Source organism: Halopiger goleimassiliensis (assembly GCF_000455345.1).
Lineage (GTDB): Archaea > Halobacteriota > Halobacteria > Halobacteriales > Natrialbaceae > Halopiger_A > Halopiger_A goleimassiliensis.
In genome coordinates, this window is the sequence record NZ_HG315690.1 from 479,952 (window position 1) to 492,700 (window position 12,749).

The window sequence follows — 12,749 nt, forward strand, 5'->3', positions numbered from 1 at the left end:
GGGAGCCACCGAAGGTAAGTCTAGTGGCGGCTGAGTGTCACGCCGTCCGGCGACTCGGCCGAAACGTTCCTGATCCGACGACGCCATGACACGGCTAGAATGACCCGACTCCGGCGAACGCGAACGGCGGCCGGGCGACGGCTCGAGGGCTCGCAGATCGTCGACGTCCCGGCCGACGCGGCCTGGGACCTGTTCGTCGATACGACCCGCTGGCCCGAGTGGTCACCGATCGTCTCCGGCGTGGACGCCTCGGATCGGTACGTTCGCGAGGGGACGACGGGCCGAATCCGGATCCCGGGGGCCTGGGTTCCGTTCACCGTTACCGACTGCCGGGACCGCCGATGGGAGTGGCGCGTGACCGGCCTTCCCGGCTCCGGCCATCGCGTCGACGACCTCGGTCCGGAGCGCTGTCGGATCGTCTTCGAACTCCCGACCCACGCCGTCGGCTGTGCGCCGATCTGTCTCGAGGGGCTCGAGCGGATGGCGTCCATCCTCGTCGAAGAGCGATAGTCCTGCGGTACCATCCTCGCGAACCCTGTTGAACTATCGCGGTGTTAGCTGGTTCGCTACCGAACCACTATAGGGACGCGGCCCGTACGATCCGGCGACGAGCAATGTCGACCCCCCAAGCGAAATCCGCCGACGACACCCCGGACGCCTGCCCCGTCATCGAATCCCTCGAACAGATCGGCTCCCAGTGGCGACTGGCCGTGTTGCACGAACTGCTCGCGGGCGAACAGCGCTTTAACGAACTGAAACGGTCGACGGGCGCGAACGCGCGGACGCTCTCGCGCGTACTCGACGACCTCGGCGAGATGGGGTTCGTCGAACGCCGGATCGAGGAGGACGCGCCGATCGCCACCTACTACAGCCTCACCGAGAAGGGCCGCTCGCTCGAACCGGTCTTCGACGAGATCGAGTGCTGGGCCGGCAGTTGGCTCGAGGACGACCCGAAAAGCGACTGACCGTATCGAGCGTTATCCGTCGCGATTTCTGGCCGCCTCGAGGCTCGCGAAGAAGCCGAAGTAGGCGACGATCCCCGAGAGCATCAGCAGGTAGTAGGCGTACTGCGGGCCGTCGATCACCCGGAAGATGAGATCGACCATCGTCACCCAGGCGACCGCGAACACGAGGTCGACGGCGAGACCCCAGCGCTCCTCGCGGGCGGTCTCGAGCCACTCGCGCACGCCGCTCATCGATCTCTCACCCGCCGCCGCTCTACTCGAGCCATCGTGTGAAACGTTCTCCCGATTCGGGAAAAAGCCTGTCGGCGAGGTCGCGTCGGATCGACCGTCGATCGCGCTGGAAAACGAAACCCCCTAACCCCGGCCGCGACTGGTCTCGAGCATGCAGGGATCCCCCGAGGTCGCCGTGTTGCGACTGGGCCACCGGCCGGGCCGGGACGAGCGGATGACGACCCACGTCGGCCTGACAGCGCGGGCGCTCGGCGCGGATAGCGTGACGCTTCCCGACAACGCCGCCCAGTCGATGGAGACGATCGAGGACATCACCGACCGCTTCGGCGGCCCGTTCGACGTCTCGCTGACCGACTCGCCGAAAGCCGTGATCCGCGACTGGGAGGGGCGAGTCGTCCACCTGACGATGTACGGCGAACGGATCCAGGACGTCGAAGGCGAGATTCGCCGCTCCCACCGCGAGGACGACCAGCCCCTGCTGGCCGTCGTCGGCTCCGAGAAGGTGCCCTTCGACGTCTACGAGGCGGCCGACTGGAACGTCGGCGTCACGAACCAGCCCCACTCCGAGGTGGCCGGGCTCGCCGTCTTCCTCGACCGCCTGTTCGAGGGGGCGGAACTCGAGCGGGAGTGGGCGGACGCTCAGCGGCAGGTGGTCCCGATGGAGACGGGCAAACGCGTGGAGTCGCTCGAGGAGGAGTAGCCCCGGACGGAGACGCTTCGTTAGCGACCCGGACGGAGCACCGAGAACGGCCGCAGCAGCCGTCGAGCGGCGTCCCTGAGGAGTGACGACGCGCCCATCTCGCGTTCGTCGACGGTGTACCGATCGTCGCCGACCCGTTCGATCGGATCGGCGTCGCCGAGGTCCGCGAGGATCGATTCGACCTCGTCCCGCGAAAACGCCGTTCGATCGGCGAGTTGGGCGGTCGAAAGCGGCGTCGGGGACTCCCGGAGTTCCGCTACGAGCAGGCGGCCGTCGGACATCACCGCCACGCTCTCGCGAACCGAGTAGTCGGCCATGGGATCGGCCGGCGGCTCCGACCGGTCGATGCCGTGGCGTCGATCGTAGAGCGCGTCGAGGAAGAGCCAGCCGCCCGCGACGGCGAAGGCGACCAGCAGCCACGAGAACTCGACCGCGACGACGGTGACGGCTGAGCCGACGGCGACGCTCGCGCCGACGACGAGTCCGCTTACGTACTGTGGCGCGCCCAGGGACGTGCGGGCGGCCTCGAGCACGGCGAGGCCGAAGAGCGTGCCCGCGATGATCGCCAGCGACGCCGGAGCGACGTCGAACACGAAGTACAGCAGCGCGAGGACGACCGCGAGGACGAGCGGCCCCCTCGAGGCGACCTCGGAGCGGAGGGCGGTGACGAAGGACTCTCCCATAGGATCACGTCTACGAACCGACACTAAAATCGATCGATACTTCGAATCCTGTAACCCGGACGAACGTTTATGTGGGAATCGCAGTATCGTCAACCATGGAACTGGATGACGTTACACAAACGTCACGTGAGGGGAACGTCGCCAACCTGTTCGAGGAGACCGCGGCCCACCACGGCACGGAAGATGCGATGGAACACCACGGCGAGCGGACGACACACGCCGAACTGCGGGACTGGACGGCGGCGTTCGCCGGCGGTCTTCACGACCTGGGGCTGGAGCCGGACGATCGGCTGCTGTTGTTCATGCCGAACTGTCCCGAGTTCCTGGTCGCGTCGCTGGGCGCGTTTCGGGCCGGCGTCGTCATCTCGCCGGTCAACCCCCAGTACAAGCGTCGGGAGGTCGCCTATCAGCTCGCAGATACGGACGCGAAGGCGGTCGTCACCCATCCCTCGCTGCGGTCGGTCGTCGAGCAGGCGGCCGAGGACGTCGGCACCGATCCCGAGGTGATCACCGTCGAGAGCCGGTACATGGACCGCAACTCGGACGACACGTTCTTCGAGGACGTCCGCGGCGAACCGACGCTCGTCGAGCGGGCCGACGACGACGTCGCTCTCCTGCCGTACACGTCGGGGACGACCGGCGATCCGAAGGGCGTCCAGCTGACCCACCGCAACACTCGCGCCCAGCTGAACTGGACGCTGGCCGGCTCGGGCGAGGACGTCGATCCGGAGGACGTGCGTAGCCTCATCTGGCTCCCCCTCTACCACATCACCGGCTTCACCCACACCGCGCTCCAGCCGCTGGTCGGCGGCGGCACCTGCTACTTCCGGAGCGCGCTCGAGTGGGACGCCGAGGCCTGCATGCGACTCATCGAGGCGGAGGAGATCACCCACTTCGTCGGCGTGACGACGATGTACGCCGACATGGTCGAGGCCGACGCGTTCGGCGAGTACGACCTGACGAGCCTCGAGTCGGCCTCGGAGGGCGGCGCGAAACTCTCCGGGGCCGTCCAGGAGCGGTTCGAGGAGACCGCCGGCGTCGCCATCTCGGAGGGGTACGGCCTGACCGAGACCCACGGCGCGACCCACACCCAGACCGGGTCGACGTTCGGCCTGAAACACGGGACGATCGGCCAACCGGTCCGGATGACCGACTGCAAGATCGTCGACGAGCGCGGCGAGGAGGTTCCGGTGGGCGAGGAGGGCGAACTCCTCGTCCGCGGCCCGCAGGTCATGAAGGGCTACCACGGGATGCCCGAAGCGACCGAGGCCGCCTTCACCGAGCTGGGCTACTTCCGGACCGGCGATATCGCCCGTCGCGACGAGAACAACTACTACGAGATCGTCGATCGGAAGAAACACGTGATCGTCACTGCGGGTTACAACGTCTACCCCAGCGAACTCGAGGAACTCCTGCTGGAACACGAGGCCGTCGCCGACGTCGCGGTCGTGGGGATTCCGGACGAGCGGCGCAACGAGGTCCCGAAGGCGTTCGTCGTCGCCGCGGACGGGATCGAGCCCGGGGCCGACGTCACGGGTGAGGCCCTCCAGGAGTACTGTCTCGAGCGCGTCGCCGAGTACAAACACCCCCGCGAGGTCGCGTTCATCGACGAACTCCCGCGGACGACCAGCGGCAAGATCCAGAAGTACAAACTCGAGCAGCGTGAGACCGAGTGATCTCGCTCGGATGGGATTCGACGAGAGACGTGGTGACTTCGCCACGGCGTCGACCTCCGACGAGTGAGAAGGGCTAGTTTTTCGGCCTCGGCCCCTGGAGTAGGGGTATGGCGTCGGACACGATTCTGCCGCGGACGGCGATCGAGTGGTACATGTTCGGAGCGCTGCTGGTCGTCGCCAATATGGTCGTCTTGCTCGCGACCAATCACACGCTCCCCCAGGCGTTCGGGATGGGCGTGGTCTTCGGCCTGTTGATGGCGCTCGCGGTCGCGTTCGCGACCGCCGCCTGGACCTCCTACACTAGTGATCCCGACAGCATCGAGTGACCGTCGGCATCGTCACCGAATCGACACGGATCCGAACGGTCACCGGGCTTGCCAGTTCGCCGGCAACCTATATCCGTCAGTCCGGTGGGGAATGGCGTATGGGCGATACGACCACTCACAGCGACGAACTCCCGCGAGAGGAAGCCGCGGATCGGTTGCAGGAACTGGCGCGCGAACTGCGACGCGACGGCCCGGCGGAGGTGAGCGTCGGCAACAAACTCCTGACGCTGTCGCCCGACGCGGCCGTCGAGTACGGCATCCAGGTCGAGGAACGGTCGCCGATGCTCGGCGGCGACCGCGAGGAGATCACCGTCACCCTCGAGTGGGAGACGCCAGACGCGAACGAGTAACCGGTTCTCCGTCAACAGGTCCGGTAGTACCGGACGCCGTCCTCGACGTCGTACGCCACGATTCCCCGGCGCTCGAGCGTGCCGAGCGCGCCCAGCGAGTCAAGCACGGGGGCGTAGTACTCGACTTCGCCGACGCGTTCTTCGGCGACCGACAGCGGCGTCGCGGGTTCGACCGCCTCGAGCGCGTCCGCCGTCTCCTCGAGCAGGTCCTCGAGCCACTGGCGGGTGCGGTCGACGACCGCCTGCGGCTCGTCGAAGACCGGCCCGTGACCGGGATATCCCCGGACAGCGTCGATGTCGGCCAGCCGATCCAGCGCCTCGAACGTGGCGTCGACGGCCTCGAACGCGCCGCGGTTGATCCCGGCGTGGAACGCGCCGACGCGGAACGTCTTCGCGAGCGCGTCACCCGCGAACAGCAGGCGCTCGTCGTCGACGGCCGTCTCGAAACACAGGTGGTGCATCTCGTGGCCCGGCGTCTCGATCGGCCGAAACCGTCGTCCACCGACGGTGATCGGGGAGTCGGGATCGATCGCTCGCGTTTCGTCGGGATCGAGCAGCCGTCGGTCCCGACGGATCGAGTCGGACTCGGCGTCGACGATCTCCTCGATTCTCCCGTCGGGGTAGCCGGCCACCCGGGCCATCTCCCGCGCTCCCTCGCGCATCGTCTCGAGGTCGGTCTCGAGTCGCTCGATGGCGGGTCCGGGTGCGTAAATCGTCGCGCCGGCCTCCCGGAGGGCGTCCACCTGCCCGATGTGGTCGCTGTGGACGTGCGTGACGAGGACGTGCTCGACGTCCGCTGGCGCGAAGCCTACCGACTCGAGCGCGTCAGCCATTGTCGTTTCGGTGGTCGACTCGTGCCCGCCCGCGTCGATCAGGATCGGCTCCGGACCGTCGATGAGGTACGCGGCGACGTGTTTCGGCGGCCACGGCACGTCGAACTCGAGGCGGTGGACGACTGCAGACTCGCGTCGTCCGTCGGTGACACCGCCCGACACGTCGGAATCCATCGTCAGTAGCACGGCGAGCCAGCGACGTGAATGTTACTCACTGCGATCCGCAGCCGGACCCGGCTTCCGGGCTGTGGCGTCCGCCGGTCGCTCACTGTCGCCGGTACCACGCGATCGTTTCGGGAAGGTGGTCCTCGAGCGAGCCGTACTCGTAGCCCAGTTCCTCGCGCGCCTTCCGGGAGCTGTAGAAGAGTTGTTTGGTCGCGAGCGCGGCCATCCCCCGGTCGAACGGGAAGATTCGCTGGCCGGTGACGGCGTGAACGCCCTCGGCGACGGGGCCGGCCGCACGAATCGCGGTCGCGGGAACGCGAACCGGAGCGGGAACGCCGCCGGCGTAGTCGGCGATCCGTTCCGCCGCCCGGTCGTAGCTCATGTTCTCCCCGCCGAGGAGGTAATGCTCGCCGGAGTCGCCGCGTTCGTAGGCCAGCAGGAGGCCGTCAACGACGTCCGAGACGCCCACGATACTCGCCCCGCCGGGCAGCGTCGCCGGCATCGTCGGCTCGAGGCCCATCGCGAGCAGTTGGCCCGTGAAGGAGTCGTCGCCGGGGCCGAAGACGGACGTCGGATGCACGATGACGGCGTCCCCGTCGGCGGCCGCGTAGTGATCGACCAGTCGCTCGGCGGCGGCCTTCCCCTCCTGGTAGGCCCCGATTGGGTCCGCGACGGCGGTTTCGTCGGCGAAGGCCCCGTCGTCCGCTCGTCGCGTCCCCGCCGTGCTGGTGAAGACGAGTCGGCCGACGTCCTCGGCTCGGCAGGCCTCGAGGACGTTCGCGGTGCCGTCGCGGTTGACGCGGACGACGGTGTCGGGATCGGCGCTCCAGAGGCCGACGCCCGCGAGGTGGAAGACGGCGTCCGCCCCGTCGACGAGCGACCGGAGCGTCTCCCCGTCGAAGAGGTCCCCCACGTACCAGTCGATCCCCTCGAGGTCGCCGCGATCCGACGTCGGCCGGGCGAGAGCGTGGACGTCCCACCCCTCCTCGAGTAGCCGCTCGCAGAGGTGGGTACCCAGGAATCCGGTCGCGCCGGTGACGGCTGCCGTCTCGCTCATCGGACCCCTCCCTCGAGTTGCGGAGGGACGGCGTCGCCGCCGATCGCCGCGTAGAGCCGGTACGCTGCGGTCACGGCCGGGTGGGTATCGTCGGCCGGGGGCAACCCGCCGCCGTCGAGCCGATCGCGAACCGCCGCGAGATCCGGTTCGGCGTCCCCGTACGCGACGGATTCGACCCCGATCGCCGGCTCGCCGTCGAACGACCGGCGTAAGGCGGGGTCCGCCTCGATCGGCCGCTCGAGCAGCGAGCTCCCGATGGCGTCGACTGCGGGCGTCGACCCCGCGAACAGGTGGGTCGTCGCCGCCGGACGGCCGTGGTAGGCGACCGTGGCGTCGAGGACGGTCGCGACGGGGTCGATCGCACGCGTGGCCGTAGCCGCGAGTGCGCCGTCGTCGCTGGTTCCCGTGTCGCTCTCGATGTCGGCCCCCGTCGTCCCGGCCAGCGACGACAGCGTTCGCATCCCGCCCGCGATCGTGTCTTCAGCGGTCGGTCGAAGCGATGGGACGACCACCACCGCGTCGTCGACGAGTCGCTCGGGGACGAAACAGCGACTGACCGCGGCCGGGTGGCGGTCCTCGCGGTCGGCGGTCCCGTCCGCGTCGTCCGCGAGCGCTCGCTCGACCGTCGGTTCGCCGGCGAGATCGACCAGGTCGGCGGCGAACCCCTCGAGCAGGGATCGGTAGCCGAGGACGGTCGCCGACCGATCGAACGCGATCGTCTCGTCGCTCCGACCGGCGACCGCCACGTCCGCGTCGGTCCTGCGCTCGAGTATCGCGACGATCGCGACGACGACCGCCGGATCGGCGACGACCCCCGACGAGGGGTGGAACGGGTAGTGGGCGTCGGGGACGACGGCGATTCGGTCGGCCTCGGCCAGAGCGGGCAGGTCCCGCTCGAGCACCGCCTCGACGCCGTCTTCGTACCGATCCAGCCGTGCGTCGACGTCCGGCGTCCACCCCCCGCGCGGCCACGGTTCGGTGGCGACCGCGCGGACGGTCGCGTCTACTGCGGTCGATGGCTCCCGGCTCATCGCGTCACCTCCGGCGGCTCGAGTGGTTCCCCTGTGGATTCGGCGGCCTCGTCGTAGGCGGTCTCGACGAGTTCCAGGGTCCGTCGCCCCCGCTCGCCGTCCACGGGCGGCTCCTCGTCCTCGCGGACGGCCTCGAGGAAGGCCGACAGCGCCTCGTAGTGGGCCTGCAGGTAGAACGTCGGGCCGAAGACGTCCGGGTCGTCCCGCGTCAGGCGGCTCACCACGTTGGAGACGGCCGATTTGGCCGCGTCCACGTAGAAGTTCTCGGGGAGGTGATCCCCGTTGGTGATCGTCCCGGTCACGCCCTCGAGGCGCAGTCTGGTGTTGACGTCGGGCAACTCCTCCCACTGGTAGGAACCGCAGTGGAGCGTGATCGTCGTCTCCGTTTCGGGCGCGCGAAGGAGGACCGTCGCGGCGTCTTCGACGGGCACCTCCAGGGTCGATCCGACCGCCGCGCTCTCGACCTCGAGGTCGCCGAAGAGCCACTCGAGCACGTCGAAACAGTGGACGCCCAGTTCCAGCAGCGCGCCGCCGCCGGCCGCGTCGGGGTCGAGCGGCCACTCCGGCGGCGCACCGTCGGCCGGTGGCCGGCCGAAGTGGCCGTCGTTCACCCGCGTCATCGAGGCGTAGGGGACCTGCCCCACGCGTCCCTCGTCGTACTCGCGTTTGACGCCCCGCATATCGGGCTGGTAGCGCAGCGTGTGATCCACGCCGACGGCGATTCCCGCCCTCTCTGCCGTCTCGAGCAGCCGATCGGCCTCCTCGGTCGATCTGGCCAGCGGCTTCTCGACGAAGACGTCGACGCCGGCCTCGGCCGCCCGCTCGACCGCCTCGGCGTGGAGAAACGGCGGGAGCGCGACGACGGCCGCGTCCACGTCCTCGGCCCCGAGCAACGTCGCGTAATCGTCGTAGGTCCGCGCGACGCCGGCGCGTTCGGCCCGTGTACGGTTCTCCGGGACCGCGTCGGCGGCCGCGACGACCTCGACGCCGTCCATCGCGAGCGCCGCCTTGAGATGGACAGTCCCGATGTTCCCGACCCCGAGTACCGCGAGCGAGAGATCGCTCGAGTCGGACCACCGACTGAGAAGTCCTGATGACATCTATCCGGGACGGCGGCCCCGTCGGGCTTTGTTATCGCGGTCGTACACCGCGCCGCCAGCCGTTGGCGTCGCCGTACAGCGATTCGCGAGGGGTTTACGCGGCCGTACAGCCCAATGGATCTCGGAGGGCAAGTCGGACGACAGCCGAATCTCGAGCGGCCCCGTCGCTGGCTGCGTTCCTCGTACCGTCGACGATGGCGGTGAACGGATCCACTCCGGCAGTCCCCACCGACGGGATGTCAGCACGGAGACGCGAAACCGATACGTACACCGACCAGTACGGCTGTTCGTGAACGATACCCGACCGAATCGCGAACGGTAGACGGCGCTTCGACGCGCGAACGAAACCCACCCGACAGGCACGCGACGGCCGGTAACCCAAATTTGACGGCACGGGTCTCCCAACGTGAGGTCGATGCCCGTCTCACCCTCGCAAATCGGGCTGGGGATCGTCGTCGTCGCCGTTCTCGGATTCGTCTGGTACGTCACGGATCGGGATCGGTGGCGAACCCGGCTCGAGGAGCGGTTCGTCTACGGTCTCCCCGTGGGGACGCTGCTGACCGTCGCGGTCGTCGTCGGCGTCTATCTGTTCGTCCAGGGTGGCCTGTTTCACTGGAGCGATCCCGTGACCGTCCCGTACGTCAGCTGGTCGTACTTCTACCCGACGGGGCTGTTCGCGTCCGGCCTGGCCCACGGCTCGCCGAGCCACCTCGTCTCGAATATGCTCGCGACGCTCGCCTTCGGTGCCGTCGCGGAGTACGCCTGGGGTCACTATCCGCCCGGAGCCGACTCGAGCGAGGGACTCCTGTCCCGACCGCTAGTTCGGGCGCTGGTCGTCGTCCCGGTTGCGCTGGTCGCCCTGGCGGTCGCGACCGCCGTCTTCGCGATGGGGCCGGGGCTCGGCTTTTCCGGTGCCGTCTACGGCATCGTCGGCTTCGCGGTCGTGATGGCCCCGCTGTGGACGGTCGTCGGCGTCGTCACGGCGAGCGGGCTGAGCGTCGTCTACGACGGACTCGCCCAGCCGGTGCTGTACGCGTCGACCGATCCCGGGCCGCCCGGGCCGCCGGGCTGGGCCGGCGTCGGCTTCCAGGCCCACCTGCTTGGCTTTCTGATCGGGGTCGTCGTCGCCATCACCGTGCTCCGGGTACGCACCGACAGCCGATCGTTCGAGCGGGTCTTCGCCGCGACGCTGCTCGTCGGACTGGTCCAGAGCCTCTGGTTGCTCGTCTGGAGCACCGGCGACACCTTCGTTCGCTATCAATCCGCCGGCGTCGCCTTCGTGTTCCTCCTCTCGCTGGTGATCGCGAGCGCAGTCGCCGGGAGCCTTCAGCCCCTCCTCGGTCGGTTCGCGTCCGTAGCGGGTCGCCCGATTCGTCGCCTGGCGAGTCTGGGCTGGCTCGCGCTCCTCGTCGGGACCGTCCTCCTGGGACTCGCGGCCAGCGTCCTCGCCGCCCTCCCGCTGGTTCCGATGGCGATAGGACTGGTCGTCGTGGCCGCGTTGCTCGCGATTCCAGCGCTACCGGCGGCCCTCCGCGATCCCGACGCGATTGGCCCGCTGAGTCGGCGCGGAGCGGCCGTCTCCGCCCTCCTCGTGCTGACCGTCCTCGTCGCATTTCCCAGCGTCCCGGCCAATATGCTCGTCGTCGACGACGCCGGTCTCGAGGGCCAGGTCGAGGCCACGGTCGACGTCGAGGGCTACACCGTCGCGTACGGCGAGAACGTGACGAACCCGCGAATCCCGGCGTTCGACCCCGGCATCGACGACGTCGACGAGGAACTCACGACGAACCGGAGCGGGCTCTTCGTGGCAGACGCCGAGCGGGAACTCTGGACCGTCTCGGCCAGCGACGACCTGCTCGCCTACCACGGCGACGAACAGGTCGAACTCGGTGGCCCCGGCTGGTACGAGGTCGTCACCGCGAACCGAACCGGCTGGGACGTCGTCGGCAACGACACCGCCTACGCCGTCGACCTCGAGCACGACGGCGAGACGGTCCGGTCGTTCACCGCCGATCCCGTCCGCGCGTCGGTGGTGATCGACGGTCACGAACTCGAAGTCGTCCCCACGGCGGACGACTTCCGCCTCGAGGTCCGTCGAAACGGCACTACCGTCGGCGCGGAACCGATCCCGGCGGCCAACGAGTCGGTACCGATCGGCGACCTGGTGGTGACGACCGACGGGGCCGACGACAGCGACGAGGCCGACCGACTCTCCGTAGCGACGGCCGACGGCGCTACCGAAGCGGAGATCGCCGTCGAAGAAGCGTACGCCGGGGACTGACCCATCCAGCGTCGTCACACCCGACTGTCCGGGTTCGTCGTCGCCCCGTCGACCTCGCCGCTCGAGGGGATCGACCCGCCATCGACGCCGCGTGCCTGATCGATCCGCCTGGCGACCTCGCCGATCGTCTCGACCTCGAGGGGGCTCGTTCGACGTTTCCGATCGAGATACGAGAGGATCGCCCGCAGTCGCTTGTCGTCGCGCGGGTTCGTGAGGTTGTTCGGGTGGAACCAGACGTGGAAGAGGCCGTCTCGCTGGGCCGCCTCGTCGATGCCGCGACGGGCCTGGACGACCATCGGATCGCCCCAGACCGACTCCGTCACCGTCCTGACCGGCCCCTCGAAACCGAACAGGAACAGCGACGCCGGCACGTTGACGAGGCCGTGGTCGTCGACGGTCGGTTCGACGAGCAGCGAGCGGTTCCGGACCGTCGTATCGAAGATGCCGCGGACCCCGTCTCTGGTCGGCGATGCCCCGCGGTAGGCCCTGATTCCGTACTCCGGCAGGACGTCCAGGTGGCCCACGTCGTTCCGCGGGAAGACGAACGTCTCGATCGAGAGCCCCCACTCGTCGGCGATCTCGACGGAGCGCTCGAGTTCGGCGGCCGCGAGGACCCGGTCCGTCTCCGGCCGGCCGAAGAGGACGTGGGAAAACGAGTGGCTCGCGACCTCGTGATCGACCTCGGAGTCGAGCAGCGCGTCGACCAGGTCCGCTCCGAACCGGAGATCCTTGCGATCCTTCCAGTCGGTTCGTTCCCGACGGAACCACCCCTCCGGGGCCGGGTGATCGGCGTGGCGGCCGTCGCAGGACTCGAGCATGAGGTGGCCGACCACGGCCCACGTCGCGGGAACGTCGTACTCGGCGAACAGATCGAGACAGGTGCTCCAGCCACGGCGACCGGCCTCGACGCGTTCGGTCGGCGGCTCCGCGAGGTCGTGAAACCCCCAGCCGAGTTCGGCGTCGAGCGAGACGACGACGCTACCCATTCGTGTCACCACCGAACACGCCTCCCCCGAAACAGTTTGCGGGCACCCCCTCGAGCAGGTTGCCGGATCCGGATGCGATCGACCCACCGTCGGTACGACGCATATCGACCCGAACGCTTGCGCGTGGTTTTGTTATTCAGCCCCTTTGGACCCGACGGCGGCGGTGTAAGGTGCCACGACTGGACCGGCGTCCCCCGGAGGACCGTTCGTCCGCGGATTATCTCCGTTCGAGCGGACCTTCGAGTCGACTGACGGTAACGTCACCGAACAGCCGACGGTCGGTCAGATTGACTGGTTAAGACGGTCGAACGCGTGGCTGACTCACCCGCCGGGGTGCTGAACACGCTCTATAACAAAGCCGTCGT

The 12,749-nt window shown here is 68.7% G+C and carries 14 protein-coding genes; 7 read left to right on the top strand and 7 right to left on the bottom strand.

Annotated elements, in window-relative coordinates:
- Window positions 1-99 precede the first annotated feature (99 nt).
- Window positions 100-510: an SRPBCC family protein gene (locus tag TX79_RS02395; protein ID WP_049925522.1), complete on the top strand. Its 411-nt coding sequence runs from the start codon at window positions 100-102 to the stop codon at window positions 508-510.
- A 104-nt stretch (window positions 511-614) separates the two neighbouring features.
- Window positions 615-965 carry a winged helix-turn-helix transcriptional regulator gene (locus tag TX79_RS02400; protein ID WP_049925523.1) on the top strand — a complete coding sequence of 117 codons (351 nt, stop codon included), beginning with the start codon at window positions 615-617 and terminating at the stop codon, window positions 963-965.
- A gap of 12 nt (window positions 966-977) precedes the next feature.
- On the opposite strand, the gene TX79_RS02405 is transcribed toward TX79_RS02400, so the two are convergent.
- A complete protein-coding gene (locus TX79_RS02405) occupies window positions 978-1,196 on the bottom strand; it encodes a hypothetical protein (protein ID WP_049925525.1) in 219 nt (72 codons plus the stop codon).
- Window positions 1,197-1,347: 151 nt separating this feature from the next.
- On the opposite strand from TX79_RS02405, the gene TX79_RS02410 reads away from it, so the two are divergent.
- A complete protein-coding gene (locus TX79_RS02410) occupies window positions 1,348-1,896 on the top strand; it encodes a tRNA (cytidine(56)-2'-O)-methyltransferase (RefSeq protein WP_049925526.1) in 549 nt (182 codons plus the stop codon).
- A gap of 20 nt (window positions 1,897-1,916) precedes the next feature.
- On the opposite strand, the gene TX79_RS02415 is transcribed toward TX79_RS02410, so the two are convergent.
- Entirely contained in the window at window positions 1,917-2,579 is a 663-nt protein-coding gene (locus TX79_RS02415) for a hypothetical protein (protein WP_049925528.1), read from the bottom strand.
- 95 nt (window positions 2,580-2,674) lie between these two features.
- Between TX79_RS02415 and TX79_RS02420 the strand changes: the two genes are divergently transcribed.
- From TX79_RS02420 to TX79_RS02430, 3 genes are all read left to right on the top strand, one after another.
- Window positions 2,675-4,255 carry a class I adenylate-forming enzyme family protein gene (locus TX79_RS02420; protein ID WP_049925529.1) on the top strand — a complete coding sequence of 527 codons (1,581 nt, stop codon included), beginning with the start codon at window positions 2,675-2,677 and terminating at the stop codon, window positions 4,253-4,255.
- Between the two features lie 107 nt (window positions 4,256-4,362).
- A complete protein-coding gene (locus TX79_RS02425; protein WP_049925530.1) occupies window positions 4,363-4,581 on the top strand; it encodes a hypothetical protein in 219 nt (72 codons plus the stop codon).
- Window positions 4,582-4,679: 98 nt separating this feature from the next.
- A complete protein-coding gene (locus TX79_RS02430; protein WP_049925531.1) occupies window positions 4,680-4,931 on the top strand; it encodes an amphi-Trp domain-containing protein in 252 nt (83 codons plus the stop codon).
- A gap of 11 nt (window positions 4,932-4,942) precedes the next feature.
- Here the strand turns inward: TX79_RS02430 and TX79_RS02435 are convergent, their stop codons facing one another.
- The 4 genes from TX79_RS02435 to TX79_RS02450 all read right to left on the bottom strand — a co-directional run bounded on the left by TX79_RS02435 (window position 4,943) and on the right by TX79_RS02450 (window position 9,117).
- Window positions 4,943-5,938 carry an MBL fold metallo-hydrolase gene (locus TX79_RS02435; protein WP_049925532.1) on the bottom strand — a complete coding sequence of 332 codons (996 nt, stop codon included), beginning with the start codon at window positions 5,936-5,938 and terminating at the stop codon, window positions 4,943-4,945.
- 91 nt (window positions 5,939-6,029) lie between these two features.
- The gene (locus TX79_RS02440; RefSeq protein ID WP_049925533.1) at window positions 6,030-6,986 is read right to left on the bottom strand and encodes an NAD-dependent epimerase/dehydratase family protein; all 957 of its coding nucleotides are present in this window, start codon (window positions 6,984-6,986) and stop codon (window positions 6,030-6,032) included.
- Window positions 6,983-8,017, bottom strand: a complete 1,035-nt coding sequence (locus TX79_RS02445; protein ID WP_049925534.1) for a DUF362 domain-containing protein — start codon at window positions 8,015-8,017, stop codon at window positions 6,983-6,985. Before TX79_RS02445 ends, TX79_RS02440 begins: the two co-directional genes overlap by 4 nt.
- Window positions 8,014-9,117 (bottom strand): Gfo/Idh/MocA family protein, encoded by a 1,104-nt coding sequence (locus TX79_RS02450; RefSeq protein WP_049925536.1) that lies wholly within the window; start codon window positions 9,115-9,117, stop codon window positions 8,014-8,016. Before TX79_RS02450 ends, TX79_RS02445 begins: the two co-directional genes overlap by 4 nt.
- A 415-nt stretch (window positions 9,118-9,532) precedes the next feature.
- Between TX79_RS02450 and TX79_RS02455 the strand changes: the two genes are divergently transcribed.
- Window positions 9,533-11,398, top strand: coding sequence for a rhomboid family intramembrane serine protease (locus TX79_RS02455; RefSeq protein ID WP_049925537.1), 1,866 nt, complete (start codon window positions 9,533-9,535; stop codon window positions 11,396-11,398).
- Window positions 11,399-11,412: 14 nt separating this feature from the next.
- Here the strand turns inward: TX79_RS02455 and TX79_RS02460 are convergent, their stop codons facing one another.
- Window positions 11,413-12,384, bottom strand: a complete 972-nt coding sequence (locus TX79_RS02460; protein WP_049925538.1) for a polysaccharide deacetylase family protein — start codon at window positions 12,382-12,384, stop codon at window positions 11,413-11,415.
- Between the last annotated feature and the right edge of the window lie 365 nt (window positions 12,385-12,749).

What these genes read in the sequence shown, in the direction of transcription:
- TX79_RS02435 (WP_049925532.1), bottom strand. Translation starts at nt 5,938, where the DNA reads ATGGATTCCGACGTGTCGGGCGGTGTCACCGACGGACGACGCGAGTCT.
- TX79_RS02430 (WP_049925531.1), top strand. Translation starts at nt 4,680, where the DNA reads ATGGGCGATACGACCACTCACAGCGACGAACTCCCGCGAGAGGAAGCC.
- TX79_RS02405 (WP_049925525.1), bottom strand. Translation starts at nt 1,196, where the DNA reads ATGAGCGGCGTGCGCGAGTGGCTCGAGACCGCCCGCGAGGAGCGCTGG.
- TX79_RS02445 (WP_049925534.1), bottom strand. Translation starts at nt 8,017, where the DNA reads ATGAGCCGGGAGCCATCGACCGCAGTAGACGCGACCGTCCGCGCGGTC.
- TX79_RS02395 (WP_049925522.1), top strand. Translation starts at nt 100, where the DNA reads ATGACCCGACTCCGGCGAACGCGAACGGCGGCCGGGCGACGGCTCGAG.
- TX79_RS02420 (WP_049925529.1), top strand. Translation starts at nt 2,675, where the DNA reads ATGGAACTGGATGACGTTACACAAACGTCACGTGAGGGGAACGTCGCC.
- TX79_RS02455 (WP_049925537.1), top strand. Translation starts at nt 9,533, where the DNA reads ATGCCCGTCTCACCCTCGCAAATCGGGCTGGGGATCGTCGTCGTCGCC.
- TX79_RS02440 (WP_049925533.1), bottom strand. Translation starts at nt 6,986, where the DNA reads ATGAGCGAGACGGCAGCCGTCACCGGCGCGACCGGATTCCTGGGTACC.
- TX79_RS02425 (WP_049925530.1), top strand. Translation starts at nt 4,363, where the DNA reads ATGGCGTCGGACACGATTCTGCCGCGGACGGCGATCGAGTGGTACATG.
- TX79_RS02415 (WP_049925528.1), bottom strand. Translation starts at nt 2,579, where the DNA reads ATGGGAGAGTCCTTCGTCACCGCCCTCCGCTCCGAGGTCGCCTCGAGG.
- TX79_RS02400 (WP_049925523.1), top strand. Translation starts at nt 615, where the DNA reads ATGTCGACCCCCCAAGCGAAATCCGCCGACGACACCCCGGACGCCTGC.
- TX79_RS02460 (WP_049925538.1), bottom strand. Translation starts at nt 12,384, where the DNA reads ATGGGTAGCGTCGTCGTCTCGCTCGACGCCGAACTCGGCTGGGGGTTT.
- TX79_RS02410 (WP_049925526.1), top strand. Translation starts at nt 1,348, where the DNA reads ATGCAGGGATCCCCCGAGGTCGCCGTGTTGCGACTGGGCCACCGGCCG.
- TX79_RS02450 (WP_049925536.1), bottom strand. Translation starts at nt 9,117, where the DNA reads ATGTCATCAGGACTTCTCAGTCGGTGGTCCGACTCGAGCGATCTCTCG.